The organism is Streptomyces sp. NBC_01241 (assembly GCF_041435435.1).
Lineage (GTDB): Bacteria > Actinomycetota > Actinomycetes > Streptomycetales > Streptomycetaceae > Streptomyces.
Window position 1 is genome coordinate 720,332 of the sequence record NZ_CP108494.1, and the last position, 24,895, is coordinate 745,226.

The 24,895-nt window shown below is 70.1% G+C and carries 19 protein-coding genes and 4 pseudogenes; 15 read left to right on the plus strand and 8 right to left on the minus strand.

Annotated features, from left to right (window positions below; translation table 11 throughout):
* Window positions 1–8 precede the first annotated feature (8 nt).
* Window positions 9–551: pseudogene (locus OG306_RS02625) on the minus strand (ARMT1-like domain-containing protein); the annotation flags it as partial.
* A 177-nt stretch (window positions 552–728) separates the two neighbouring features.
* Between OG306_RS02625 and OG306_RS02630 the strand changes: the two are divergent.
* A complete protein-coding gene (locus OG306_RS02630) occupies window positions 729–1,010 on the plus strand; it encodes a hypothetical protein (protein ID WP_266744436.1) in 282 nt (93 codons plus the stop codon).
* A 132-nt stretch (window positions 1,011–1,142) separates the two neighbouring features.
* On the opposite strand, the gene OG306_RS02635 is transcribed toward OG306_RS02630, so the two are convergent.
* Genes OG306_RS02635 through OG306_RS02650 form a run of 4 tightly spaced genes read right to left on the minus strand, consistent with a single transcriptional unit; the run spans window position 1,143 to window position 4,912 of the window.
* Window positions 1,143–1,811 carry a response regulator gene (locus tag OG306_RS02635; protein WP_266744437.1) on the minus strand — a complete coding sequence of 223 codons (669 nt, stop codon included), beginning with the start codon at window positions 1,809–1,811 and terminating at the stop codon, window positions 1,143–1,145.
* A complete protein-coding gene (locus OG306_RS02640) occupies window positions 1,808–3,097 on the minus strand; it encodes a sensor histidine kinase (RefSeq protein WP_266744438.1) in 1,290 nt (429 codons plus the stop codon). The genes OG306_RS02635 and OG306_RS02640 overlap by 4 nt, the downstream gene beginning before the upstream one ends.
* 31 nt (window positions 3,098–3,128) lie before the next feature.
* Window positions 3,129–3,968: an ABC transporter permease gene (locus OG306_RS02645; RefSeq protein ID WP_266744439.1), complete on the minus strand. Its 840-nt coding sequence runs from the start codon at window positions 3,966–3,968 to the stop codon at window positions 3,129–3,131.
* A complete protein-coding gene (locus OG306_RS02650; RefSeq protein WP_266744440.1) occupies window positions 3,965–4,912 on the minus strand; it encodes an ATP-binding cassette domain-containing protein in 948 nt (315 codons plus the stop codon). The genes OG306_RS02645 and OG306_RS02650 overlap by 4 nt, the downstream gene beginning before the upstream one ends.
* A 202-nt stretch (window positions 4,913–5,114) precedes the next feature.
* Between OG306_RS02650 and OG306_RS02655 the strand changes: the two genes are divergently transcribed.
* From OG306_RS02655 to OG306_RS02685, 7 genes and pseudogenes are all read left to right on the plus strand, one after another.
* A complete protein-coding gene (locus tag OG306_RS02655; protein ID WP_266744441.1) occupies window positions 5,115–5,906 on the plus strand; it encodes a COG4705 family protein in 792 nt (263 codons plus the stop codon).
* Window positions 5,907–6,007: 101 nt separating this feature from the next.
* Window positions 6,008–6,663: pseudogene (locus OG306_RS02660) on the plus strand (nucleotidyl transferase AbiEii/AbiGii toxin family protein).
* Window positions 6,664–6,988: 325 nt separating this feature from the next.
* The gene (locus OG306_RS02665) at window positions 6,989–9,232 is read left to right on the plus strand and encodes a plasmid pRiA4b ORF-3 family protein (protein WP_266744442.1); all 2,244 of its coding nucleotides are present in this window, start codon (window positions 6,989–6,991) and stop codon (window positions 9,230–9,232) included.
* A gap of 116 nt (window positions 9,233–9,348) precedes the next feature.
* Window positions 9,349–12,177 (plus strand): DEAD/DEAH box helicase, encoded by a 2,829-nt coding sequence (locus tag OG306_RS02670; protein ID WP_327259698.1) that lies wholly within the window; start codon window positions 9,349–9,351, stop codon window positions 12,175–12,177.
* Window positions 12,174–13,436: an SWIM zinc finger family protein gene (locus OG306_RS02675; RefSeq protein WP_266744443.1), complete on the plus strand. Its 1,263-nt coding sequence runs from the start codon at window positions 12,174–12,176 to the stop codon at window positions 13,434–13,436. The genes OG306_RS02670 and OG306_RS02675 overlap by 4 nt, the downstream gene beginning before the upstream one ends.
* A gap of 25 nt (window positions 13,437–13,461) precedes the next feature.
* Window positions 13,462–13,656: pseudogene (locus OG306_RS02680) on the plus strand (LLM class flavin-dependent oxidoreductase); the annotation flags it as partial.
* A 222-nt stretch (window positions 13,657–13,878) separates the two neighbouring features.
* Complete coding sequence (locus OG306_RS02685; protein ID WP_327350216.1) at window positions 13,879–14,739, plus strand: serine/threonine-protein kinase; 861 nt, start codon at window positions 13,879–13,881, stop codon at window positions 14,737–14,739.
* Window positions 14,740–14,950: 211 nt separating this feature from the next.
* On the opposite strand, the gene OG306_RS02690 is transcribed toward OG306_RS02685, so the two are convergent.
* Both OG306_RS02690 and OG306_RS02695 read right to left on the minus strand, forming a co-directional pair.
* The gene (locus tag OG306_RS02690; protein ID WP_266744445.1) at window positions 14,951–15,124 is read right to left on the minus strand and encodes a hypothetical protein; all 174 of its coding nucleotides are present in this window, start codon (window positions 15,122–15,124) and stop codon (window positions 14,951–14,953) included.
* A gap of 790 nt (window positions 15,125–15,914) precedes the next feature.
* Window positions 15,915–16,358, minus strand: a complete 444-nt coding sequence (locus OG306_RS02695) for a GtrA family protein (RefSeq protein ID WP_266744446.1) — start codon at window positions 16,356–16,358, stop codon at window positions 15,915–15,917.
* Between the two features lie 370 nt (window positions 16,359–16,728).
* Here OG306_RS02695 and OG306_RS02700 point away from each other — a divergent pair, with 370 nt between their 5' ends.
* From OG306_RS02700 to OG306_RS02720, 5 genes are all read left to right on the plus strand, one after another.
* A complete protein-coding gene (locus tag OG306_RS02700; RefSeq protein WP_266752051.1) occupies window positions 16,729–17,994 on the plus strand; it encodes a molybdopterin-dependent oxidoreductase in 1,266 nt (421 codons plus the stop codon).
* A 2-nt stretch (window positions 17,995–17,996) separates the two neighbouring features.
* Window positions 17,997–18,500: a hypothetical protein gene (locus tag OG306_RS02705; protein WP_266744447.1), complete on the plus strand. Its 504-nt coding sequence runs from the start codon at window positions 17,997–17,999 to the stop codon at window positions 18,498–18,500.
* Window positions 18,497–19,171 (plus strand): class I SAM-dependent methyltransferase, encoded by a 675-nt coding sequence (locus OG306_RS02710; RefSeq protein ID WP_266744448.1) that lies wholly within the window; start codon window positions 18,497–18,499, stop codon window positions 19,169–19,171. The genes OG306_RS02705 and OG306_RS02710 overlap by 4 nt, the downstream gene beginning before the upstream one ends.
* A 207-nt stretch (window positions 19,172–19,378) precedes the next feature.
* Complete coding sequence (locus OG306_RS02715; RefSeq protein WP_266744449.1) at window positions 19,379–21,277, plus strand: glycoside hydrolase family 15 protein; 1,899 nt, start codon at window positions 19,379–19,381, stop codon at window positions 21,275–21,277.
* 221 nt (window positions 21,278–21,498) lie between these two features.
* Window positions 21,499–21,723: a hypothetical protein gene (locus tag OG306_RS02720; protein WP_266744450.1), complete on the plus strand. Its 225-nt coding sequence runs from the start codon at window positions 21,499–21,501 to the stop codon at window positions 21,721–21,723.
* 259 nt (window positions 21,724–21,982) lie between these two features.
* Here OG306_RS02720 and OG306_RS02725 read toward each other — a convergent pair.
* Window positions 21,983–22,081 (minus strand): annotated as a pseudogene (locus OG306_RS02725) (alpha/beta fold hydrolase); the annotation flags it as partial.
* A gap of 413 nt (window positions 22,082–22,494) precedes the next feature.
* On the opposite strand from OG306_RS02725, the gene istA reads away from it, so the two are divergent.
* Together istA and istB are read left to right on the plus strand one after the other, a co-directional pair.
* The gene (gene istA, locus OG306_RS02730) at window positions 22,495–24,090 is read left to right on the plus strand and encodes an IS21 family transposase (protein WP_371666206.1); all 1,596 of its coding nucleotides are present in this window, start codon (window positions 22,495–22,497) and stop codon (window positions 24,088–24,090) included.
* Window positions 24,087–24,857 carry an IS21-like element helper ATPase IstB gene (gene istB, locus OG306_RS02735; RefSeq protein ID WP_266745168.1) on the plus strand — a complete coding sequence of 257 codons (771 nt, stop codon included), beginning with the start codon at window positions 24,087–24,089 and terminating at the stop codon, window positions 24,855–24,857. Before istA ends, istB begins: the two co-directional genes overlap by 4 nt.
* Window positions 24,858–24,895: the final 38 nt, after the last annotated feature.

Genomic DNA, 24,895 nt, shown 5'->3' on the forward strand with positions numbered 1-24,895 from the left:
CCGCTGTCACGGTTCCCCCAGAGCGAGGCATGGAGCAGGACCGTGGCCCGCTCATCGGCTGGCGCGTCTGCGAGCGCGTCCAGGGCCCGCAGCTCCTCCCCCACCGCCTCGCCGCACAGTTCGGCCTGCTTGAACGGCGCGAAGGGGTCGACTCCCTGCCATGGCCCGTTACCGAAGTACCCGACCGCGCCGAGGAGCCTGCGGTAGAAGTAGCTCTCCGCCCACAGGAAGGGCACGTCGTACCAGGATCGCCCGAAGTGCTCCCGCCCCGAGTCCGCCCAGTGCTCGTGATAGTGGTCCTCGGGGTCGAGCGGTTCGACAGCACCGTTGGTGATCTCGTCCAGCAGGTCATCGAGGGCCTCGTGCTGCCGACGGCTGTACGGGAAGGCGGCTCGTACTTGCTGGATGAGGGCAGGGTGGCGGTTGGCAAGGACACCCCAGGCGAACGAGCCGGGCTTGTTGCTCATGATGACCGGCGGACTTGCCGCAACGGCCGGACCGGAGTCGGCTCCGGCCCCTTCGCCCGCGGTGTGGGGGCCTCTGTCTTCCATGGCGTCCAGCCCTTCGCAAATCGCCAACCGGAGCGTCAAGCTCCTGATTGCTGGTCTTCTCCAGGTCTCCCACATCGGCTTGCCCGCTGGCAACAAAAGTGTTGAGTCCCGGCAAGCCCCCTGCCGGCCCCGCCCGTCGAGGACCGCCAGGATGCGCAGCAGCGGACGGCCGGTGGTGTGCAACTGGTCGAGCAGCCGGGCCAGTTCGTCGGCGGTCTCCTCCACGAGGCCTTCGCGGCGGCCTGTGATGCCGGGCCGCAGGGAGTCCGTGCGCCACTGGGCGACATGGTCGCGGTAGGTGGCGAGCGGCTCGCTGATCTGCTCCTCCCAGGCGGCCCTTCCCGTTTCCAGGTGTGCGCGGGCGGCGGCGACGGCGGCCGGCGCGAGGGCCAGACCGGCCTGTACGTCCTGGACGGAGCCCTGATCTCCGGCACGACAGGAGCCTGCAACCCGTGGTGATCGTTGCCGCGGTGGCCGAGCGGGCCATGGACGCCATCACCGCACAGGACATCGGCACGATCATCCGAGCTGAAGCGCGGCGGGCCGCGGGAGGGATGCCTCAGAGCCGGCGGGCTGACCTCCGCCGTCCGCTCACCCGGCACCGGGGCCGGCGAGTCCGAGGTCATAGGCGAGGATCACGGCCTGGATGCGGTCGCGGGCGCCGATCTTGGCCAGGACGCGGCCCACGTGTGTCTTGACGGTGGACTCGGACACGACGAAGCGGGTGGCGATCTCACCGTTGGTCCAGCCTTTGCCGATGGCGACGAGGATCTCGCGCTCGCGTTCGGTGAGGGCATCCAGTCTCGGGTCCTCCTCGGAGTCGCTCCGGCGAGCGGGCACGTGCTGGGCGTACTCGTCCAGGAGGCGGCGGGTGAGAGCCGGCGCGATGACGGCGTCGCCGACGGCGACGGCGCGGATGCCGGCGAGGAGTTCCTCGGGGCGCGCGTCCTTGAGGAGGAAGCCGCTGGCTCCGGCCCGGAGGGCGGCGTGGACGTATTCGTCGAGGTCGAAAGTGGTCAGCACGAGAACGCGGGAGCGGCCGCCGGCGGCGGTGATCCGGCGAGTGGCCTCGATGCCGTCCATACCGGGCATGCGTACGTCCATGAGGACGACGTCGGGACGCAGCTCGGTGGTCTTGCGAACGGCCTCGGTACCGTGCGCGGCCTCGCCGACCACCTCCGTCTCGGGGATGGAGTCGAGCAGCACCCGGAAGCCGTAGCGCTGCAGCGGCTGGTCGTCCACGATGAGCACGGTGGTCACCGGGCACCGGCCCCGGGTGTCATGTCGAGGGTGGCCTCCACCGCCCATCCCCCGCCGGTCGCGGGTCCGGCGCTGACGTTCCCTCCGTAGAGCGCCACTCGTTCTCGCATGCCCACCAGTCCGTGTCCTTCCTCGTTCGATGGTCCGGGGCGTCCGGCCGGGCCGTCGTCCCGCACCCGGATGACCAGCCGGACATCCTCGACGACCACCGACAGTTTCACCCGCGTACCGGCCCCGGCGTGCTTCAGGCTGTTCGTGAGGGCTTCCTGAACGATGCGGTAGACCGTCAACTGCATCCCGCCGTCCAGGGCGCCCAGGTCGCCGGCGGTCCGGTAGACGACGTCCAGGCCGGCGGTGCGCACACCGTCGCACAGCGCCTCGATGTCCATGAGAACGGGCTGCGGACTCAGTTCAGGCGTGACGGGAGGGCCGTCCGACGCCTCCCGCAGCACGCCGAGCACGCGTCGCAGTTCGCCGAGAGCAGTCCGGCCTGTGTCGCCGATGAGCTGCAGGGCCTCTTTGCCGCGTTCGGGAGCCGCATCCGTGGCATACACGCCGGCGTCGGCGAGGGTGATCATGACGGCCAGGTTGTGGCCGACGATGTCGTGCATCTCACGGGCCACCCGCGTCCGCTCGGTGGCGGCCGCGAGCCTGCTGCGCTGGTCACGTTCGATCTCCAGGCGGGCCGCCCGCTCCCGCAGCCCCGCGAGCTGGGCCCTGCGGGTCCGTACCATCAGGCCGAGCGCCAGGGCCGCAGTCGCGGTGCTCAGCAGGAAGAACAGCGCGTCCCAGACGGACACCGCCGCCGACGCGCGCACCGCGACCAGCACTGTCCCCGCTGCCATGATCCCGCAGGCCCACGGCAACTGCCGCAGCTGCCCGTGCAGGGCGAGGCTGTACAGGGCGATGAACAGGGCGACGTCCGCGCGCAGCGCGGCGCCCAGCGACCACTGGAGGACGAACACGGCCGCAATGGTGCCGAAGGCCGCCAGGGGCCTGCGCCGACGCCACAGTAGCGGCAGCACCAGACCGGCCTGCAGGACCAGAATGACCGCCAGGGGAAGCCGGGTGAAGGCGAGTCGGAACCGGCGTGGACCGTCGCCGTCCCCAGCGCCGCCGTGCAACAGGTCCGGCAGGCAGAACATGAAGAAGACCAGCATCACCACCGTGGTGTCCAGCACCCATGGATGTGCCCGGTCCGCCTTCCGCAGCCGCTGGCCGCCCCGGGAAAGCCGGGCGACCAGCGGCCCCATCCCGCCGGCTTCGTCGGCGGACGTGGTCGTCATCAAGGAGGTCACCTGTCCATGATGCAGGCGGTCAGACGTCGCTGCGCACGAGCCGGTACGCCGCCCCCGCCAGGGCGAGTGCCGTCCAACCGAGGAAGACCAGCAGCCCGGCCGTGGGCGACAGGGTGGTGGTGTCGTGGGTCAGGGCGAACATCGACTCGCCCGCGTTGCTCGGCAGGTAGGGACTGATGTCGTCCTGCCAGGAGCTGGGGAGCAGCGAGACAAGCCCCGGGATCAGCATCAGGGCGGCGACCAGCACCGAGATGCCGCCGGCCACCGACCGCAGCAGCGCGCCCAAAGCGGTGCCGATCACGCCGACCAGAGCGAGGTAGAGCCCGGCGCCCAGCAGGCTTCGTACGACTCCCGCGTCCGTCAGGCCCATCGCGGCGGGGGTGCCGGAGACGATGCCGCCGCCGAACAGGAAGGCGAGGAATGCGCCGAACGTGCCGACCACTAGCGCGACCAACCCGAACACGGCCGCCTTGGACCACAGCACCGGCAGCCGGCGCGGTACGGCCGCCAGCGTCGAGCGGATCACGCCGGTGGAGTACTCCCCCGCCGTGACCAGCACGCCGAGCACACCCAGGGCGAGCTGGGCGAAGTTGGTGCCGAAGAGGGACAGGCTCACGGCCGTGGAGTCTGCGAAGTCCCGGTCCAGGTGACCGGAGCCGATGCCGGCCTTGTAGCGGCTCGCGGCGATCAGCCCGAAGGCGACGAGAAAGAGCAGGCCGAGGCCCACGGTGATCCACGTCGAGCGCAGCGACCACAGCTTGGCCCACTCCGAGGACAGCACGCGCCGTCCGGTCACCCGGTAGGCGGGGCGGGCGGGGCCGGACGGGGGCGCCTCGACGGTCGCGGTGAGGGTACTCATGCCGCCCTCCCGTCGGCCGCGAGGAAGTCGATGCCGGTCGTGGAGCCGTGGTACTCCACGGCATCCCTGGTCAGGTTCATGAACGCCTCCTCCAACGACACCGTCCGCGCGCTCAGTTCGAACAGCGCGATCCCGTGCTCGGCCGCCTTCAGGCCGATCTCGCGGGCGGTCAGCCCGGTCACCTGAAGTTCCTCGGAGCCGGCGCGGCCTGTGGCGTCGACACCGGGACCGGCCAGTACGTCCCGTAGCCTCGCGGGGTCCTGCGTGGCCACCTTCACCATGTCGCCGCCCGCCTCGCGGACGAGGTCCCGCACGGTCGTGTCGGCCAGCAGCCGGCCACGACCCACGATGATGAGATGGTCCGCCACCAGGGCCATCTCGCTCATCAGATGGGACGACACGAACACGGTCCGGCCCTCCTCAGCGAGCGCCTTCAGCAGGTTGCGGATCCAGAGCACGCCTTCCGGGTCCAGCCCGTTGACCGGCTCGTCCAGCATCACCGTCTGCGGATCGCCCAGAAGTGCCGCCGCGATGCCGAGCCGCTGGCCCATCCCGAGGGAGAAGGCACCTGCCCGCTTCTTCGCCACACTCCCCAGCCCCGCGAGGTCGATGACCTCGTCGACCCGGCGACGGGGAATCCCATGCGTGAGCGCGAGCGCCTTCAGGTGATTGTGGGCCGAGCGGCCCGGGTGAATCGATTTCGCTTCCAGAAGGGCCCCGACCTCCTGAAGCGGTGCCTCGTGCCGGGCGTAGTGGCGGCCGTTGACCGTGACGGAGCCGCTCGACGGGGCATCGAGCCCGACGATCATCCGCATGGTCGTCGACTTCCCGGCGCCGTTGGGCCCCAGGAAACCGGTCACCATACCCGGCCTGACGGCGAAGTCCAGCCCGTCGACGGCAGTCTTCTCCCCGTACCTCTTGGTCAGCTGCTGTGCGTCGATCATTCGCGTTTCTTCCTGTCGGAGACCGGCGCCCGTCCGTCGCCCCTGACGCCTCACCGACAACGCTAGGGACCAAAGCGCCCCGATTCGGTAGTACCGCGGACTGATCCGCGCCCGTCAGGTCGTACCCCGGTACTACGTGACGCCGCTCCGGCGCGCACGCTGTTCAGGTTGTGTTCAGGCACGGAGTGCCATCGTGCGGATCATGACCGCTGAGCACGTCCTCGACGACCGGCCCCTCGTCCCCGTACGCCGGATGGCGAACAAGGTGCCAGAGGTGACCGTCTACTTCTGGATCATCAAGGTGCTGACCACCGGCATGGGCGAGACGGCGTCGGACCTCCTGGCCCGGCTGCTCGGCCCGGTGCCGGCGGTCGTGCTCGGCGGCCTTGCCCTGGCGGCCGCCCTCGCCGTGCAGTTCGCTCTCCGCCGGTACGTCGCCTGGGCCTACTGGACCGCCGTCGTCATGGTCAGCGTGTTCGGCACCATGGCAGCCGACGTCCTGCACGTTGGCCTCGGCGTACCGTACGCCGTGTCGGCGCCGGCCTTCCTCGCCGTACTGGCCGCGGTCTTCGTCCTCTGGTACGCGAGCGAGCGGACCCTGTCGATCCACAGCATCCGCACTCGCCGCCGCGAGACGTTCTACTGGGCGGCCGTCCTCGCCACCTTCGCCCTCGGCACCGCCGCGGGCGACCTGACCGCCACCGTCGGCTTCGGCTACCGGGGCTCGGTCGCCCTTTTCGCGGCCGCCATCTGCGTGCCCGCCCTCGCCCACCGCTTCGGCGCCCTGAACGCGGTAACCGCCTTCTGGACCGCGTACGTCATCACCCGCCCCCTCGGCGCCTCCCTCGCCGACTGGATGGCACTCGGGCACGCCCGCGGCGGCCTCGGCCTCGGACTGTCGCCGGTCACCCTCGCGTGGACGGCCGCGATCGTCGGATTCATCGGCTACCTGGCCGTGTCACAGCGCGACACGCGCGCCCACGCCGCAGCCTGAGGGTCAGAACGCGCCACGGTACGGGTTGGCCACCGCCCGCGGATCCGCCGAGACCAAGCATCGGCGGCGATTCCCGAGCCGAACTCGAATGGTCATGGTCCATGAAGGCCGTCATCCGTCGACTGCTGGAGCCGACGGCGCACGCGCGTACCGTTCTCACCGGTGGATACGCCGTGCGGGCGCAGCGCCTCGTGAACCGCCCCAGCCAGGACCTCGATGTCGCCACCGAGAACCCGGCGCCCATGGCCGACATCGCGGCGGCGCTCCGTGGCGGTCTCGAAGCCCGGGGCTGGCAAGTGCGGGCACTGGAGACCGCCCCGCTGTCCGCCCGCTTCACCGTGTCCGACCCGGCCACCGGGCGGGAGTACGAAGTCGACATCCTCAAGGAGATCTTCTGGCGGCCGGTCGCCCAGAGCCCGTACGGCCCGTGCTCGCGGAGGAGGACGTGATCGGGACCAAGGTCCGTGCGCTTGCCGACCGTGGAGCGCCCCGAGATCTGATCGACGTGTTCGCAGCCTCCCGCCGCTGGACCACTGCCGAGCTCGAGGAGTTCGGCCGCCGCCACGCCCGTGGGCGCTTCGAGCGCGAGGATCCGGAGTCGAACCTCACGGGCGCCGAGTGGACCGACGACGAAGCCTTCGCCGCCTATGGGCTCGATGCCGCCACCATCACCGCTCTCCGTGCCTGGGCCGTGGAGTGGGCCGACGTCCTCGCGACCCGAATCCTCGAAGAGTCCGATGACCCGGACATCGACTGATCGAATCCGGACGAGACCGCATCTGCAAGCTGCCGACGAGACCGACCAGCTCCAAGAGCTCTCGGTCACCTGGACGAGCTACGAATCCCGGCATCACGCTGCGTCTGCACACGTCGAGGGCTGCGACAACCCTGGCCGGTAGGGGTGCTCCCGAGCGCCTGCGCCGCCCGCGAATGGTCGCGAGGACACAGGATATCCACTGCGGGCGACGTCGGGACCGTGTGTGCCCAAAAGGACGGTAGCCGCACAACCGGGTTTGAGCTGGGCACACGGACAGCGCCATGATGGGGCCGTTCGAGTGGCCCCGGAGCGGTGGGAGCAGCAGATGCGGCAAGGCGGGAAGACAGCCCCGTCCGATCTCCAGTTGAAAATCGTGCTGCACAGTACGAGACCGCCCCTGTGGCGGCGCCTTGTGCTGCCGTCCGACACGTCACTCGGGACGCTGCACGACGCCATCCAGGTCGCCTTCGGATGGCACGGTGGCCATCTGCACCTCTTCACCGACGAGTTCGGCCGGGGGTACGGCGACACGGCCCGACTCACCGACATCGATCTCGGCTTCGGCCGCGGGGTCGGCGACGAGGACGCCACCGCGCTCGGCGACGTGCTGGCCGAGGAGGGAGCACGGCTGCGCTATGTCTACGACTTCGGCGACGACTGGGAGCACGGGATCACGCTGGAGAAGACACTGCCCCGCCCGGACGGCGCGGAGCGGACGGTGCGCTGCGTCGGCGGGCGTCGTGCCGATGTACCGGCCGAGGACATCGGCGGCGTGTGGGGGCTGGCCGAGGTGCTGGAGTTCCTCGACACCCCGGACGGGGCCGGGGATGGCCCGTACGGTGAGCTCGTCGCCGAACTGCGGGCAGCCGGTTACGATCCGGCGGCCTTCGACCGGGACGGGATCACCGCGCGGCTGGCCCGGTTGACGCCGGACACGGTGTCCGGCAGAGCGAAGCCGCCGGCCGGTGATCGGGCCGGGCGCGGCGGTGTCCGTCGGCTGACCGCCGAGGACGTGGCGTTGTGTACCTGCGGGCAGTGCGGGGTGGGCGATCCGGTCGATGCCGGAGTCGACGGACCGGCCGAGGATGTGCCTGTGCTGCGCCCGGTGACCCTGGCACCGCAGGAGGACCTTGTCGCTGCCGTGCGGGGTGTTCCGCTCTTCGACGCGGCGCTGCGGCTCGCCGCCTGGTGCCGCGAGGGACGGCAGGTCACCGCCGGCCGGGTGCTGCGGCCCGCGCTCGCCCGTGAGGCTGTCGAGGAGCTCCAGCTGTGGAAGCTGGTCGACGACGACTCGCCGTATGCCGATGCCGTCGCGCGGGCTCGTGCGTTGAAATCGCTGCGCAGCGCCAAGGACGTTTCCGTTCTCGATGATCCGTGGTGGCTCGCCGTGGATGGCGGGTTGATCACGATCAGCGGGGGCCGCGCGTGGGGTGGCGCGGCAACCGACTTCACCGGTGAGGACCTTCCGGAGTTCTGGGCCGCCACTATGGGCGATCTGCTGGAGGAGATCGGTGAGACGGGGGTGCTGGACGGGTGGCACGGTGAGCTGGGCGAGCTGACGGCCGAGATCGCCGACTCACTGGTCGGCCTGCTGTACGACGCCCCGGACGACGCCTGGGTGGATGTCGACGACCTGCGTGCGAAGGCCCGCGAGGTGGGCGCGAACGGGCCGGAGTTGGATCTCTTCCAGGCGCTGTTCGCGGCGTCCTTCCGCGAGCTCGGGGAAGGGCTCGCCCTGCTGGGTGCGGTGGAGTACGAGCCCGGTGACGGCGGCGATTCGGCCGCGGAGACTCTGCGCACACTCCTGAACTCCGTGGTCGGACAGGAACTGGGCGGCGGTTCGGGAACCTCGACGGCGGCGTCGGACCGGTCGTGGGACGACAAGCGCGGGCACCGCATGCGGCTCACCCCGCTCGGCCGCTACGGGCTCCGCGCCTATCTGATGGAGTGCGGTGTGCCCGCGCCCCTGCTCGGTGAGTACGCCGAAGCCGACGCCGGCGTTCTGCTCCAGGGGCTCCTGGGCTACTCCCCCGAGGAGATGCGCCGGGAGGTCGAAGGGTGGCTGGCACACCGTACGGCGGCGGATGCCGCGGTAGGGCTGCTCGACGCATGCGCGGGAGACGGCTCCGAGGCAGCGGCGAAGCGTGCCGTGGCCCAACTGGTGCTGGCCGACCTCGACGACCCCCGGGCACGGCGCGTGCTGCGCAAGGCAGCGGACTCCGACGTCGAGGGGTGTCGCCAGGTGGCCGCCGCGACCCTGGGCGCACGCCTTGGGGCAGAAGCACACGTGGACCCGGCGTGGGCGGAGGAGGCCGGATTGTGGCTGCTCATGGACGGACTGTCGATCCTCGCCGGTGCTCAGGAGAGCGAGGAGCTGACCCAGGGCTTCCTGGAGAACTGGAACACGGCGCCGGAGGCGCTCGAACGGCGGGTGGACGAGCTGTGGCGAGTGGAGCACCCGGCCACCCCCCTCGTGCTCGCCGAACTGGGTGAGGGCCTGCGCGGCGTCGACAAGCGACTGGCCAAACGCATGCGTACCGCGGCGAACAAGGCTCAATCCCGCCGGTGACAGCAGCGGCGGGACTGCTGGTGGCCGAAGGCGCGGTGAAGACCGCCTGGACGACGGTGAGGCGAAAGAGAGTGGCACGAGTCCTCGTACGGGAGCAGGGCACAGGCACAAGGAGTGTGCCGCGATGGGCCGCCCCGGAGTCGGCTGCCTGGGCGCGGAGTCGACTCAACGACGGCTGGGCGGCGGTGTTCCTGCCCGGCGAGCCCGCCCGCCTCGGCCGGTTGCTGCTCTGGCAGCCCGCAGGGGCAGCCACTGCCGAGGGCATGGCACCCGCTGTCGTCGAAACCGAGGCGGCGGAGCTGGTGCTGCCGCACGGCCGCTCGGTCAGACGGCGCAAGGTGGAGGGCTACGCACTGCCCGTCGCCCTCGCTGTCGCCGCGCTGTCCGGGGCACAGCCGCCGCACCCGTCCGCCGCCGCCTGGCAATCCGCCGCCCGCTTGGCGCTGCGACTGCTCGCCGACGGCCGTCTCCACCCGGCCCTCACCGACGCCGGCTACGACACCTGGAAGGCGGGCCCCTTCACCGCCGCCCAGCGGCAGACCCTGGACGCCCTCGCCGCCGCGTTCCCGCCACACGCCCACTGCCTACCCGAGCCCGGGCCTGCGCCGCTGCGGATCGCCGAACCGGCCGCGCTGGTACGCCAGTTCTGCGACGCGGTCGCCGACGAACTGGTCCGTGCTCCCGCCGTTCCGCTCGCCATGGGAGCCCTGCCGTACGCCTGGCGAGAGACGCGTGCGGTGCCCGCGCTGCGCGAGTGGGCCGAGGAGACGGCCGCCGCGTTCACCGCCGACGTCAGGGTCTCGTTGCGGGTCGACGTACCCGAGGGGCGGCGTCGGCAGTTCCGGGCCGTCCTGCAGTTGCACACCGCGGCGGATCCAGCGCTCGTCGTGGAGGCCGCACGGCTGTGGAGCGAGCCGGCCGAGACCGAGCGCCTGCTCGGCCCGCGCGCCGAGACCGAGACGCTGCTCGCACTGCGTCGTGGCGCTCGCGTCTGGCCACCGCTCGACCGGCTTCTGAAAGACGCCGCTCCGGACCAACTGCGGCTGACCGACGACGAAGCCTTCGACCTGCTGGGCGACGCCACCGACACGTTGCGCGCCGCCGGTATCGACGTGCACTGGCCGCGCGAGCTGGTCAAGGCACTCACCGCGACCGCGGAGATCGGGCAGCGCACCGCGCCCGGTTCCAGCGCCGGCGGCATGCTCGACGCCGACGCCCTCCTCGACTTCCGCTGGCAGCTCTCGCCCGGCGGGGAACCGCTCACCGAGGCCGAGATGGACGCCCTCGCCGAGGCACGCCGCCCCCTCGTCCGGCTGCGCGACCAGTGGGTGGTCGCGGACCCGAAGCTGGTGGCCCGCGCCAGGCGCCGCCGGATGGAACCGCTCACCCCCATGGAGGCGCTGGGCGCCGCGCTGACCGGCGAGGTGGAACGGGACGGGGAAACTTTTCGCTGTGCGGCGGTCGGGGCGCTCGGCGACCTCGTCGCCCGCATCCGCGACCCCGAATCCCGCACCCCCGCCGCCCAGCCCGCCGCTCTGAAGGCCACGCTGCGCGACTACCAGAAGCGGGGCCTGGCCTGGCTGGCCGAAATGTGCGAGCTCGGTCTCGGCGGCTGTCTCGCCGACGACATGGGCCTGGGCAAGACCATCACCCTGCTCGCTCTGCACCTGCACCGCCAGACCGACCCCGCGACCGCGGGGCCCACGCTCGTCGTCTGCCCCGCCTCGCTGCTGGGCAACTGGCAGCGCGAGGCGGCCCGGTTCGCGCCGGCCACGCCGGTGCGCCGGTACCACGGGGGCGACCGCCACCTCGCGGACCTCGCCAACGACGAGATCGTCCTGGTCACCTACGGCGTCCTGCGCCGCGACCGGGAGGCCCTCGCCGAGAACGCCTGGTCGCTGATCGCCGCCGACGAGGCCCAGCACGTGAAGAACCCCTACGCCGTCACCGCCCGCGAGCTGCGTGCCCTGCCCGCCCGCGCCCGCGTCGCGCTCACCGGCACCCCCGTGGAGAACAACCTCTCCGAACTCTGGGCACTCCTCGACTGGACCACCCCCGGACTCCTCGGCCCACTCAACGCCTTCCGCGAACGCCACGCCCGTGCGATCGAGTCGGGCGAGGACCCGCAGGCCGCCGAACGGCTGTCCCGTCTCGTCCGCCCGTTCCTGCTGCGCCGTAGGAAGTCCGATCCCGGCATCGCGCCCGAACTGCCCGCCAAGACCGAGACCGACCGTGTCGTCCCGCTGACTGCCGAGCAGGCAAGCCTGTACGAGGCGGTGGTCCGCGAAACCATGGCGAAGATCGCCGAATCCAAGGGCATCGCCCGCCGCGGCCTGATCCTGAAGCTCCTCACCGCGCTGAAGCAGATCTGCAACCACCCCGCCCAGTACCTGCGCCAGTCCACACCGCTGCACAGCCGCTCCGGCAAACTCGACCTCCTCGACGAACTGATCGACACCATCACCGCCGAAGGCGAGTCGGCGCTGGTCTTCACCCAGTACAAGCAGATGGCGACCCTGCTGGAGAGGCACCTCGCGGAACGAGGCGTCCCCACCCTCTTCCTGCACGGCGGCACCCCCGTCACCGCGCGCGAGGAGATGGTGGACCGCTTCCAGCGCGGCGAGGTGCCGGTGTTCCTGCTCTCCCTGAAAGCCGCGGGAACCGGCCTCAACCTCACCCGCGCCACCCATGTCGTGCACTACGACCGCTGGTGGAACCCGGCCGTCGAGGACCAGGCCACCGACCGCGCCTACCGCATCGGGCAGGACAGACCCGTACAGGTCCACAAACTCCTGGCGGAGGGGACCGTGGAGGACAAGGTGGCGAAGCTACTCGAATCCAAGCGCGCGCTCGCCGACGCCGTGGTCGGATCCGGTGAGGGCGCTCTGACCGAACTGTCCGACGACGATCTCGCCGAACTGGTCGCCCTGGGGAAGCAGTCATGAGCCCCTCGGTCCCCGGCCCGCGCCGCGCGCCCACCCGCGGCAGGCGTGCCTTCGCCGCGACCTGGTGGGGCCAGGCATGGGTAACGGCCCTGGAGGACTCCACCCTGGACTCGGGGCGCCTGTCCCGCGGACGCACCTACGCCCGCCAGGGCATGGTCGGGCCCGTCACCATCGCCCCCGGCCAGGTCAAAGCCGCCGTCCAGGGCAGCAGGCCCCGTCCCTACCGCTCCGCCGTCCACCTGCCCGTCCTCACCGACGCCCAGTGGGACACTCTCCTCGACACCATCGCGGCCCGGGCCGGGCATCTCGCCGCCCTCCTCGACGGCGAGATGCCCGCCGAACTCGTCGACGACGCCCGCCACGCCGGCGTACCCCTGCTCCCGCAGCCCACCGAACTCGACCCCGAATGTTCCTGCCCAGACTGGGGCTACCCCTGCAAACACGCCGCCGCGCTCTGCTACGCCATCGCTGCCACCATCGACGCCGACCCCTTCGCGGTGTTCGCCCTGCGCGGCCGCGGACGGGAAGAGGTCCTCGGTCAACTGCGCGCCCGCCGTACGGCCTCCCAGGCGACCTCCACACCATCGGCCCCAGCCGGTCTCCCGGCCGCCGGCGCCTACGCAGCCTGGGCCGCCCGGGCCGAACACACTCCACCCCTCCCCGAACTCCCCGAACCGGCCCCCCACACCGCCGCACTGCCCGCCGCCCCACCTCCCGGCACCGGTCTGTCCAGCGCGGACCTCGAACGCCTCATGGCGGACACCGCATCACGCGCCACCCGGCTGCTGACGGGCGACACCACGAGCCTGCACCTGTCCCAGCGTGAGGACGCGGTACGGATCGCCGCGAGCGACTGCGGACCCGAGTGGGTCCACCACCTCGTCCAGAACACCGGTGCCAAACCGAACGCGTTCGCCCGCCTCACCCGAGCCTGGCGCCACGGCGGCCCCACCGGCATCACCGTCGCCGAACACCCCCACGCCCCCGACCCGACGGCGATGACAGCCGCCCGCACCGCCCTGACCGAGACCCTCACCGAAATGACCACCGCCCCGGTCTCCCTCAGGACCTGGCGCAACCGCCTCACCCTCACCGACCACGGCATCCAGCTGCGCCTGGGCCCCGACACCCGCTGGTACCCCTACCTCCAGGAGCACGACGGCGACTGGTGGCCGGCGGCACCTGCCGACCCCGACCCCGTCACGTCGCTCACCTCCGTCTGGCAGCGGACCGAGGTGACACGTACGACAGACCCGTGAACCCGCCTGCTCGGCCCACAGGTTCACGTCGCCGCGCTTCCGGCACGCGGTGACCCTCGCCAAGGACCTGATCTCCCTGGACGACATCTCCGGTGGCTGGTTGACCCTCGGCGTCGGCGCGGGTGGCACCGGCTTCGGCGCCACGGCCTTGGGACAGGTGACGTGGCCGCCGCGTGAACGGACCGCCCGTTTCGAGGAGTTCCTCGAGCTCCTCGACCGGCAGCCGGGTGAGGGCCCCGGACCATTCGCGCCCGCCTCCCGTTGTGCGGGAGATGCTGCCCGTGGGGCAGCACGGCGCGACGTGTACCCGCAGTCTCCCCCGCCTGCTTGAGTGGCCACGTGTGGGACTTGCGGGAGGACGACCCCAGGTTGATCGGCTCGTTCCGGCTTGTCGCGCGGCTCGGCAGCGGAGGGATGGGCACGGTCTATTCGGCCGTGCCGGATGGGCGGGGGTGGTCATGTCACTGTCAAGACCATCAGGAGTGAGGACGCGCAGGAGGAGGGCTTCCGGCGCCGGTTCACCCGTGAGGCGACGGCGGCGAGTTCGGTCAGGAGTCCGTACACGGTCCGCGTGATCGGCTTCGACACCCATGCACGCGATCCATGGCTCGCAACGGAGTACGTCGACGGCCTGTCGCTCCGTGACCACATACAGCGGCACGGCCCCCTGCGGCTCCACGCGACGGTGGACCTCGCCCTCGGCCTCTCCTTCGGCCTTGTCTCGATTCACAAGGCCGGCCTCGTGCACCGTGATCTCAAGCCTGGGAACGTGCTGCTCACGGCCGACGGCCCCAAGATCATCGACTTCGGGCTCGCCTACGCTGCAGACTTCAGTCACGCCACCCACTCCGGGGCGGTTCTGGGCGCTCCTGGCTACTTCTCTCCTGAGCAGGTCCAGGGTCGGCCGGTCAGCGCGGCCTCGGACGTGTTCGCCCTCGGCGCCGTCCTGACCTTCGCCTTGTCGGGCGACCACGCGTTTCGCGGCGTCACCCCTCTCACCGCCCAGTACCACGTCGTGCACGAGGAGCCGTGCCTTTCGGAAGAGCCAGAGGAGCTGCGGGGCCTGATCACCGCATGCGTGCACAAGGATCCGCGTGAGCGGCCACCTCTGAGCGAGATCATCGCTCACCTCACCGCCCTACGCCCCTACGGCCACGAGAGGGCTGCGGCTGCCTTCCGCCGGTCTTCTAGGGGTGACCCGGGAGGAACGGGATCCGCCGCGGAGCCGGTCACCGCTGTTCACGATCGTCCACGGCACAGTCCAAGCGTGCGGCGGGTTCCTCGGCTCCCTCAAGACAGATGAGCCCGTCGTCCCCTGACACGGGGTGCTGCTGATCCGGTGATCAGCATGTCGTTGAGGCGCCCCAGCACGCCGCACCGTGCCCCGGAGTGGGACGGTGCGACGCGATGTGCGCCTTGGGCAAGCCGTTGCAGCGCCAAGCCCAGCTGCGCACCACCGGACGCACGAACCTGCTCGAGCCTCGCACCGGCTCCGCCCACGACGTGTGGCGTGATCAACGCCTGAAGCTGTCCTTCGACCTCTCCTTGATGCCCCGGGCCTTGCCCCGGGCCTCCAGTGCGGCTCCCTTGGCTGCGGTGGTCTCGTTGCCCACCGCGTGGGCCACCTTCCTGACGGCCTTCCCGACAATCTGCTCGGTCTTGGCCTTGGCCTTCTCTCCGGCACTCATGTCGGTCCTTTCGTAGGCACTCACTCATGCGCCTGCCCCTGGCCCCGGAGCGGAATCAATGGGCATCGCAGCGCCGCCGCGCCTCCTCCGACGGCGGCCGTGCTCTCCAGCAACTCGCCGCGGTGATGCCCACACACTTCATTGTGTTCCCGGCAGAAGTGTTTGGTGGCGTTCGATTTGCGGTTTCTGGGGCGAGGTGCCTTGACCTCCCCGTTTCGGTTGGGTCGGCTGAGCTGGGTTGACTGTGGAGGTTCGTGGCTGTCGGCGGGTGGGAACGGCTGCGACCCGGCGCTCAGGTCGGGTGCTCCGGGTTCCTCGGGTCGTGGGTAGGCAGAGGCAGCGCCGCTGGTCGGGTGGCCGGCCTCGGCAGGACGGACACGGCCCTCCTCCGCGGGTGCAAGGACCAGACCGTCGCGGCACATGCCCGCGCGCACCTCTGAGCCGGCCGCACCGGCCTCGTCGACGTCTGCGTCACGCCGACACCTGCACTGAGCACCTGTCCGTCCACGTCGACGCGCCCCGCCCCCCATGTTGATATTCGACGCGGTGGGCGTCGCCGCCGCCCTCAGCCGGCCGGGCCATCCTCAGCTACTGCGTCACTGTCTGCGACGCCCACCCCGTCTTCGTGTCCTCACCCACGACGCCACGCGAACCGGACCTCTGCCGTGAGGTCGATGATGTCGATCAGATGGTCGGGCCCGCTGAACACCCCGTCGGGTGTGCGCACTTCGGCCGTCGAACCGTCGTCGAGTGCGGTCAGACGGTGTGGCGGGCACGTATGTGTGAGGACTCAGCGGCGGTGGCCTCCGACGACGACCAGTCGCAGCAGGGTGAAGCGCACCACGGTCACCAGAGTGAAGCTGGGTACTAGCACCAGGGTCTCTCGTGCAGGTGAGGCGGTGGGCCGGTAGTGGTGGAAGAGCAGGACTGCTCCGGATGTGACCAGGTATGCCAGGACGAACAAGGCGCCTGCCGCAAGGTGCGCCTGGACGGCACGGACCGGAGAGCCGCGGAAGGTCAGCCGCCGGTTCGCCTCGGTGTTGAGGACGGTGACGACGCCGAGCGAGGCGAGATTGGCCACGAGAGGAGGCGACCAGTGGCGCAGCACCCAGTACAGCAGGGCTTGACCGGCTGTGGAGGCGACGCCGATCACGGCGAACCAGCCGGCCTGCCTGGTCAGGGTGGCGTGGCCGGGCCGGTCGGAGACGCTGTGCCGTGCGCTGCGGCGTCGCACCTTTCCATCATGACCCGGGGCACGGGGGCCTGGGGGACTGCCTGAAGCAGTTGTTCGACCGTTCGGCTGGTGACAGACACCCGCATGCACCTCAGGCCCGGTCAGCCGGCCTGGCCTGTGTCAGCTTGTGAATGTCTTGTCTGTCAGGCATGGGGCGAGGCATGGGACCGCCCCGTCGTAGGGGCCGCTCAGCGACTGGAGGAGAGGGCCGATGGAAAGTGGCGGACGGCCGTCGGGGCCGGCACCGTCCGGTGGGCCGCAACGTCGGGGATCGGACGGAGAGCGCACGCGGGCGTGGCGTGAGCGCATGGAGGCTGCTCTGGCGGCTGCCACCGCGCGTACCCGGGCGACAGTGCGGCGCATCGGCCAGATGCCCCCGCCACCGGGTCCGTTCCGTCCCGGGTTCTGGCGTAGTCCGATCCGCGGGCCCTGGCTGACCTCGGTGTTCGGCCTGGTGCTGCTGATCGGCATCTCGCTGCTGTTCGTTACCGGACTGCTCTCCTACGCCTCCTACAACCCCGGGCTGAGCCCCCTCAATGACAAGACTCCCGACAAGGGCGTGCTGGGCTTCTATCTGTTCAGCTGGCCCACGCACCCGTATTGGCTGTACCGGCTGCTCCAGGGCGTGCACGTGACGTTGGGCGTGGTCCTGGTGCCGGTGCTGCTGGCCAAGTTGTGGTCGGTGATCCCGAAACTGTTCGAGTGGCTGCCGGTGCGCTCCGTCGCCCACGGACTGGAGCGGCTGTCCCTGCTGATGCTGGTCGGCGGGGTCATCTTCGAATTCGTCACCGGCATCCTCAACATCCAGCTCTACTACGTCTTCCCTGGCTCGTTCTATCGTCTGCACTTCTATGGCGCCTGGGTGTTCATCGCCGCCTTCGTCGTCCACGTATGCCTCAAACTCGGCCGGATGACACGTGCCCTGCGCTCTCGCAGCCTGACTGCCGAACTGCGCACCGACCTGGCCCACACCCGGCCGGAGCCCCCGGACCCCGACGGCTTGGTGGTGGCCGCCCCCGCCCCGGCGACGATGACCCGCCGCGGCGCGGTGGGCATGGTGGGAGCGGGATCGCTGCTCCTCCTCGTCGTGACCGCCGGACAGAGCATCGGCGGGCGACTGCGCGGCACCGCGCTCCTCGCACCGCACAACCGTGATCCGGGCAGGAGCCCGAACGGCTTCCAGATCAACAAGACGGCGGCGGCCGTCGGTGTCACTCCCGCGCTCGTCGGACCGGACTGGCGGCTGGAGGTGCGCGGACGCGGAGCGCCACTGGTCTTCACCCGCGAGCAGCTCCTGGCCATGCCGCAGCATGCCGCCGCACTGCCGATCGCCTGTGTGGAGGGATGGTCCACCGACGACCAGCACTGGAGCGGCCTACGGCTGGCCGACCTCGCCGCCATGACCGGCATGTCCGGCGCCGGAAGCGTCCTGGTCGAATCCATCCAACCGCCCGGCCCGTTCACCAGAGTGGTGCTGCGGGGCAACCAGATCCACGACCTCCGAGCGCTGCTCGCCCTCCGCGTCAACGGCGCACATCTCTCGCTCGACCACGGATACCCGGCCCGCATCATCGTCCCGGCCAACCCCGGCGTGAACAACACCAAGTGGGTCCACCGGCTCACCTTCAGGACGTGACCATGGCACGCTTCGTCCGCTGGTACGGCTCCGGCCCCCTGCACCTTCTCGTCCTCATCGCCTCGTTCGCGCTCACCGGCTACGCCATGGTGCGCCTGTTCGCCGTCCGGCCGCTGGAGGTGGCGATCTGGTTCGTCGGTGCCGCCATCCTCCACGACCTGATCCTGCTGCCCCTGTACTCGCTGGCCGACTTGTCGGCGCTCTCCGTACTACGGCATCGCGCTACCGCCGGACCGACGGTGCCGTGGATCAACTACCTCCGCGTCCCCGCCTTCCTGTCAAGTCTGCTCCTACTGGTCTGGTTCCCCCTCATCTTCCGACTGGCGGTCCCCTACCCCGGTTACACCGGGTTGTCCTACGACGTCTACCTCGGCCGATGGCTGGCGATCACCGGCGTGCTCTTTGCCGCCTCCGCGGTGGCCTTCGCGCTCAGGCTTCGCCGCGTCCGGCGGGCCGCCCGCGCCGACGAGGAACGCCCACCGCTCGACCCCGACGGTCCCCCGTGACGACCGAGGAGAACCGACCCGCACGCCAGGACCCCTACGCACTGGCCCTGCGGACCGGCGGCGGGCCGGTGTACCTACGGCTGACGGACGGACGGTGGACCTGGTTGCCGGTGCACCGCTGGTACGCACAACCCACCAGGGCCGACGAAACCCTGCTGGAGCGCTGCGCCGGCCCCGTTCTGGACGTCGGCTGCGGACCGGGCCGGCTGTGCAGTGCACTCCTGCACCAGGGCATCTTCGCCGTCGGTATCGACGTTGCCCCGCGGGCGGTCGCCAGCACCATCGCTCTCGGTGGGACGGCACTGTGCCGGTCGGTGTTTGCCCCCCTTCCTGGTGAGGGAGCCTGGCAGACCCTCCTGCTGGCCGACGGGAACATCGGCATCGGCGGCGCCCCCCGGGCCCTGCTCCGACGGTGTACACAGCTCATCGCACCGACGGGTGTCCTGCTCGTCGAGGTCGAGCCGATCGACGTTGCAGAGCGCTGTACCGCATGGGTGGAAGACACCCATGGCCATCGGGGTCCGCCGTTTCCCTGGGCACGTCTCGGCGCTCCGGCGCTCCGCCGCATCGCGGCCGAACTCGGCCTCGGCGTCACCGACGAGTGGCAGGGCGATCACCGGAGCTTCCTTGCACTGAGCCCTCAGTGCACTGCCCGGGGGCGTCCCAACTGATGGGGGATCGGCGCTCCGGTTGCGAGGACATCGGCCGGGCTCCGGTGATTAACGAACAGGTGGCCTCGCCGGATCGTGGCACTCCGCCATGACAACAACGGCGGCGGGAGGTTCGGCCCGCCGATGGTGCCGCTTGAGTGAGGTCAGTTCGCTGCGCAGGGAGGCTGTGATGGATCACCGACGGGCACCTGATATGGGCCTGCCCCGATGGCGGCGGCTCAGACCGTCCTGGCCGAGTCCGGGGCAGACGGGCTGCGGTCGGTGAGCGCGCGACCGATCGGTGACCATGCCCTGCTGTCCGACTGCCGCTCGGCCGCCCTGGTTACCTCCGAGGGCTCGGTGGACTGGCTGTGCCTTCCCCGCTTCGACAGCCCGGCGATCTTCGCCCGGCTCCTCGACGAGGACGCCGGCCACTGGTCCATCCGTACCGCCGGACCAGCCGACGTCAGCCGCCGCTACGTCGAGGAGACCCTCGTCCTGGAGACGACCTTCCGGGCAACTGGAGGCACGGCAGTTGTACGCGACGCGCTCGCCCTGGGACGGCGCGAGCGCGGACACGCACTCGGCGAGGCCTCCCCCGGAATTCTGCTGCGTCAGGTCACCTGCACCGAAGGACAGGTGACCCTCGACATCGCCTACGCGCCACGCCCGGAGTTCGGGCTGATCCATCCGCTCCTGACACCGGTCCGGGGCGGGCTCGCCGCGTACGGCGGCGCCCACGTGCTCCGGCTGTCAAGCCCCGTCGAGCTGACGGTAAGCGGTTCCACCGCGCACGGCCGGTTCACCCTGCGGGCATCGGACCGCCTCGGCTTCGCATTGCATGTCGGGCCGGCGTGGGGAAGCGAGCCGGTGCGCTGGCGGGCGGGGCGCGTCCGGCGGCGCCTGAACGACACCGTCGAGGGCTGGCGCTCGTGGTCCCGGCAGCACCGGGGCTACGTCGGCCCCTGGCAGAAAGAGGTGGCACACAGCGGACGCGTGCTGCGGGGACTGACCTTCGCCCCTACGGGAGCCATCGTGGCCGCGGCCACCACCTCACTGCCCGAACGCCCCGGCGGCACACGCAACTGGGACTACCGCTACACCTGGGTCCGCGACGCGAGCTTCACCCTCCAAGCACTCGCCACCGCCGCCTGCGAGAAGGAGAAGGACAAGTTCTTCGGCTTCCTCGCCCGCGCCGCGGCAACCCAGCTCCACCGCGGCGTGAACCTGCAGATCATGTACGGCATCGGCGGTGAACACGACCTCAGCGAGCGGCAGCTGCCCCACTTGGCCGGCTGGCGCGACAGCACCCCCGTGCGCACCGGGAACGACGCCTGGCGCCAACGCCAGCTCGACGTCTACGGCGAACTCCTCGACGCCGCCCACGAGACCCTCCCAACCGGAGAGCGCCTGGACCCACCCACCCGCGCCTTCCTGGTCGAGGCGGCCGACACAGCCGCCCGTCGCTGGACCGAGCCCGACCAGGGCATCTGGGAGAGACGCGGACCGAGCAGACACTTCCTGCACTCGAAACTGATGTGCTGGGTCGCCCTGGATCGCGCCATTGCCATGGCCCCGGCGCTTCAGGCCGACGAACGCGTACCCCACTGGCGGCATGAGCGGGACAACATCCGCCAAGCAGTCGAAGAGCGCGGCTGGAACGCCGGATTGGAGGCCTTCGCCCAGGCGTTCGGCAGTGACGAGCTGGACGCATCGGCGCTGATGCTGCCCATCGTCGGCTTCCTGCCTCCGCACGACCCACGCGTCCTGTCGACCGTGCTGGCCGTCGCCACCCACCTCACCGACCGCAACGGCCTGGTCCGCCGCTACCTCGGCGACGAGATCGAGGAAGCGGAAGGAGCCTTCCTGCTGTGCACCTTCTGGCTCGCCCACGCTCTCGCCCTGACCGGTCATGTCGTCCATGCACGGCAGGTGTTCCAGACCGCCCTCGCACACGCCAACGATGTCGGCTTGCTCGCCGAGGAAGCCGACACCGCCACGGGAGAAGCCCTCGGCAACTTCCCTCAAGCCTTCAGCCACATCGGACTCATCAACGCCGCCCGCGCCATCCGCGATGCCGGGCAGCAATCCGCTCCGCAAGGAACCGAACACTGGTCCCCGGCATGAATCGACGACTGCCGCGTGTACGCCGTCGGGGGTGCGGACCAGCGCGGATGACTCATCCTGCGCGCCCGTCTCCCTAGCTAGCCCCAGGCCCCGCAGACAAGCAGGACACCGGCCCACCGACGCCGAGAACGAGACCGTCGAACGACCGACGGGGCTGACGTGGCCGCTCCCTGAGGGAGGTCGGCGGCACGAGATTCGTCGGCACGGACCATGTCTTCCGTATGGGGTCCGTACGCATCGAGGCATTCTCCGGCATGGCCGAGCACCTGTACGAACTCATCAAGAAGGGCCGTGTGGAGGGATACCGTCAGGCCGCCTTCCAGAGCAGCTCGGCCCCGCACAACACCCACGGAACCGACAGATGGAACGGGCCGATTTCTTTCCACGACGACGGCACCGTCATGGCCCTGAGCGTCCTCCCTATCCGCAGAAGGCACCCTCGCTGAACGCACCGCAGCGTCGTCACCGCCTGCCCCGCAGCAGGAGCGACGTGGACGACCAGAGCCCGACAAGACCGCATAGAGCTCCCCAGAGCCGGACCCGCCGCCACACCCAGAGCCCCCGCCGGCACAATCCGACGGGGGCTCGCCACCTCTCACACGCCTATCACCAACAGCTTCGACGCACCTGGGCCACAAAAACCTGACCTGCACTTACGCGCCTCACATGAACCACCTGGACCGCACAGGACACGATCTACAACCTGTGCCATGTGGTGCCGAGGGAGGGGCCGATCACCAGGGTCGGTGCGTCTTCTGGCCCGTCAAAGCGGTATTGCAGGGTGTTCATCGGTGTCTCACTCACCCGCCTGACCCTTTCATCTGTCACGACAGCCCCTATGAGCGGGGTCCTGGCTGTAGCCATCTGACCAGGTGGAAGACCTCCCGGGCCGCATAGCGTTTGAGGCAACTGTCAGCGATCACGCAATTCCCCACTTCGTGCGGGTTCAGCGTCACGTAATTCCCCACCCCCGCGATCACGATTCCCCATGGGGACGGTGACCGCGGGCGAGGGCCTGGGGGCACCGGACCGGGCAGTTGTTATCCCTGTTCGAGTGGTTTGATCGCCTACTGGTCATCTCTGCCGATTCCTCCAGTTTCCCCATGGGCATGCCCGAGCCGGGTCGAGGGTCCTGGGCGTCTTGGAGTCGTCGTTGTCCTTCGGCCTGGAGACCGAGAGGTCGATGGACGAACCGGATGGCAAGGAGAACGTTCACCGTGGTCGACATCATCGAGATCTACGTCCACTGGTATGCGGGCCGCTCGAAGTCGCAGGTCGGCGCCTCGCTGGGGGTGGATCGCAAGACGATCAGGAAGTACCTGGCGCCGGCCGAGGCGGCCGGGATCGTCCCAGGCGGGCCGCCGATGGGTGAGGCGGATTGGGCCAAGCTGATCAAGACCTGGTTCCCGGGTCAGGCCGAACGGGGACTGAACCAGATCACCTGGCCCGAGATCGAGCAGCACCGCGACTACATCAAGGCTCTGCTGGAGACCACCACCGTTACCACGATCCATCAACGGCTTCGTGACGAGCGGAAGTTGAAGGCGTCGATCTCCTCTTTCCGCCGGTGGGTTCACGAGAACCTGCCCGATGAGGCGGCCAGGTCGAAGGTCACGGTGCTCCGCGACGACGTCGAGCCCGGCTCGGAAGCCCAGATCGACTACGGCTTCATGGGGCAGTGGATCAACCCGGGCACCGGCAAGCGCCACCGGATCTGGGCCTTCGTGATGGTGTTGCCCTGCTCGCGGCACATGTTCGTGCGCCCGGTGATCCACATGGACCAGCATGCCTGGACCGAGTCCCACGCCGAGGCGTTCAGCTTCTTCGGAGGCGTCCCGCGTCGACTGGTGCCGGACAACCTCAAGACCGGGGTGGACAAGCCCGACCTCTACGACCCGAAGACCAACAAGGCGTATGCCGAACTCGCCCTCTACTACGGCGCCCTGGTCGACCCAGCCAGAGCGGTCCATCCCAAGGACAAGCCGCGGGTCGAGCGCCCGATGCCCTACGTCCGCGACTCGTTCTGGAGCGGGCGCCAGTTCACCTCGCTCGAACACATGCAGGCCGAAGCCCTCATCTGGGCCAGGGAGACCGCCGGCGGTCGGCAGTGCAAGCCGCTGGGCGGGGCCGCCCCGCTGGCGGTGTTCGACGCGGTCGAGGCCCCGGCCCTGCTGCCGCTGCCGGACAAGCCCTTCGTACTGGCCCGCTGGTCCACCGCCACCGTCGGCCCGGACATCCACGTCAAGGTCGGCCGCACCCTCTACTCGGTGCCCTGGAAGCTGATCGGCCGCCGTGTCGATGCCCGCTCCACAGCGACCATGGTTCAGGTCTTCCACGAGGGTCGGTTGGTCAAGACGCACGCCGCCCTGGAACAGGGAAAACGCACCGACAAGGGCGACTACCCGCCGGAGAAGATCGCCTTCCAGATGAAGACCCCGCTCTGGTGCCGGACCCAGGCATCCGAGGTCGGGGACCGCTGCCGGGAGGTGGTCGACCAACTGCTGGAGGTGAACGCCCTCTACCGACTCCGCGCCGCCCAGGGGATCCTCGGACTGCGCAAGAAGTACAGCGACGTCCGCCTGGAGGCCGCCTGCGCGAAGGCCCTCACGGTCGGTGACCCCTCCTACCGCACCATCAAGGGCATCCTGATCGCCGGCACCGAGACCGACCCCGAGCCGGAGACCGGCGACGCCGGCGCCGCGGCCTTCCTCCACGGCCCCGGGGGCCTGTTCCCCACCGACATCCCCGCCCAGACACTGGGCGGACTCCACGAGGACCAGGGCCACGACGACGCTGAGGAGGCCGTGCGATGAGCGTGATGGACACCGCCCTGCGCGAGTCACTGAAAGTTCTCCGGCTGTCCGGGATGATGGAGACCCTTGACGCCCGCCTGGCCCAGGCCCACGGCGGAGAGCTCGGACACCTCGACTTTCTCCAGGTCCTCTGCCAGGACGAGATCACCCGCCGCGAGACCGTCGCCTTCCAACGCCGCCTACACCGGGCTAAGTTCGAGCAGCAGGTGACCTTGGAAGAGTTCGACTTCACCGCCTCCTCCAAGCTCCCCGCCGCCCAGATCCGGGACCTGGCCGCTCTACGCTGGCTCCACGCCGGTGAGTCCGTAATTCTGTTCGGGCCGGTCGGGGTCGGCAAGACCCATATCGCCCAGGCCCTGGGGCACCTCGCCGTCCGCCAGGGCGCGAACGTCCGCTTCGCCAAGACCAGCCGAATCGTGGCCGAGCTCGCCGGCGGCCACGCGGACCGGACCTGGGACAAGCGCATGCGCGAGCTGATCCGCCCCGACGTCCTGATCCTCGACGACTTCGCCATGCGCCAGATGACCGCCGCCCAGGCCGACGACCTCTACGAGCTGGTCAGCGAGCGGCAGGGACGATCTCTGATCATCACCAGCAACCGGGCTCCCAGCGACTGGTATCCCCTGTTCCCCAACCCCGTCGTCGCCGAATCGCTCCTCGACCGGCTGATCAACACCAGCCACCAGGTCATCATGAACGGTCCCAGCTACCGACCCAACAAACGCCCCAGGAACCCGGCCGACAAGAACGGAACAGCAGCCTCATAGGGCAGCTGACCATGGGAATCATCGGATCGGCGCCTGGG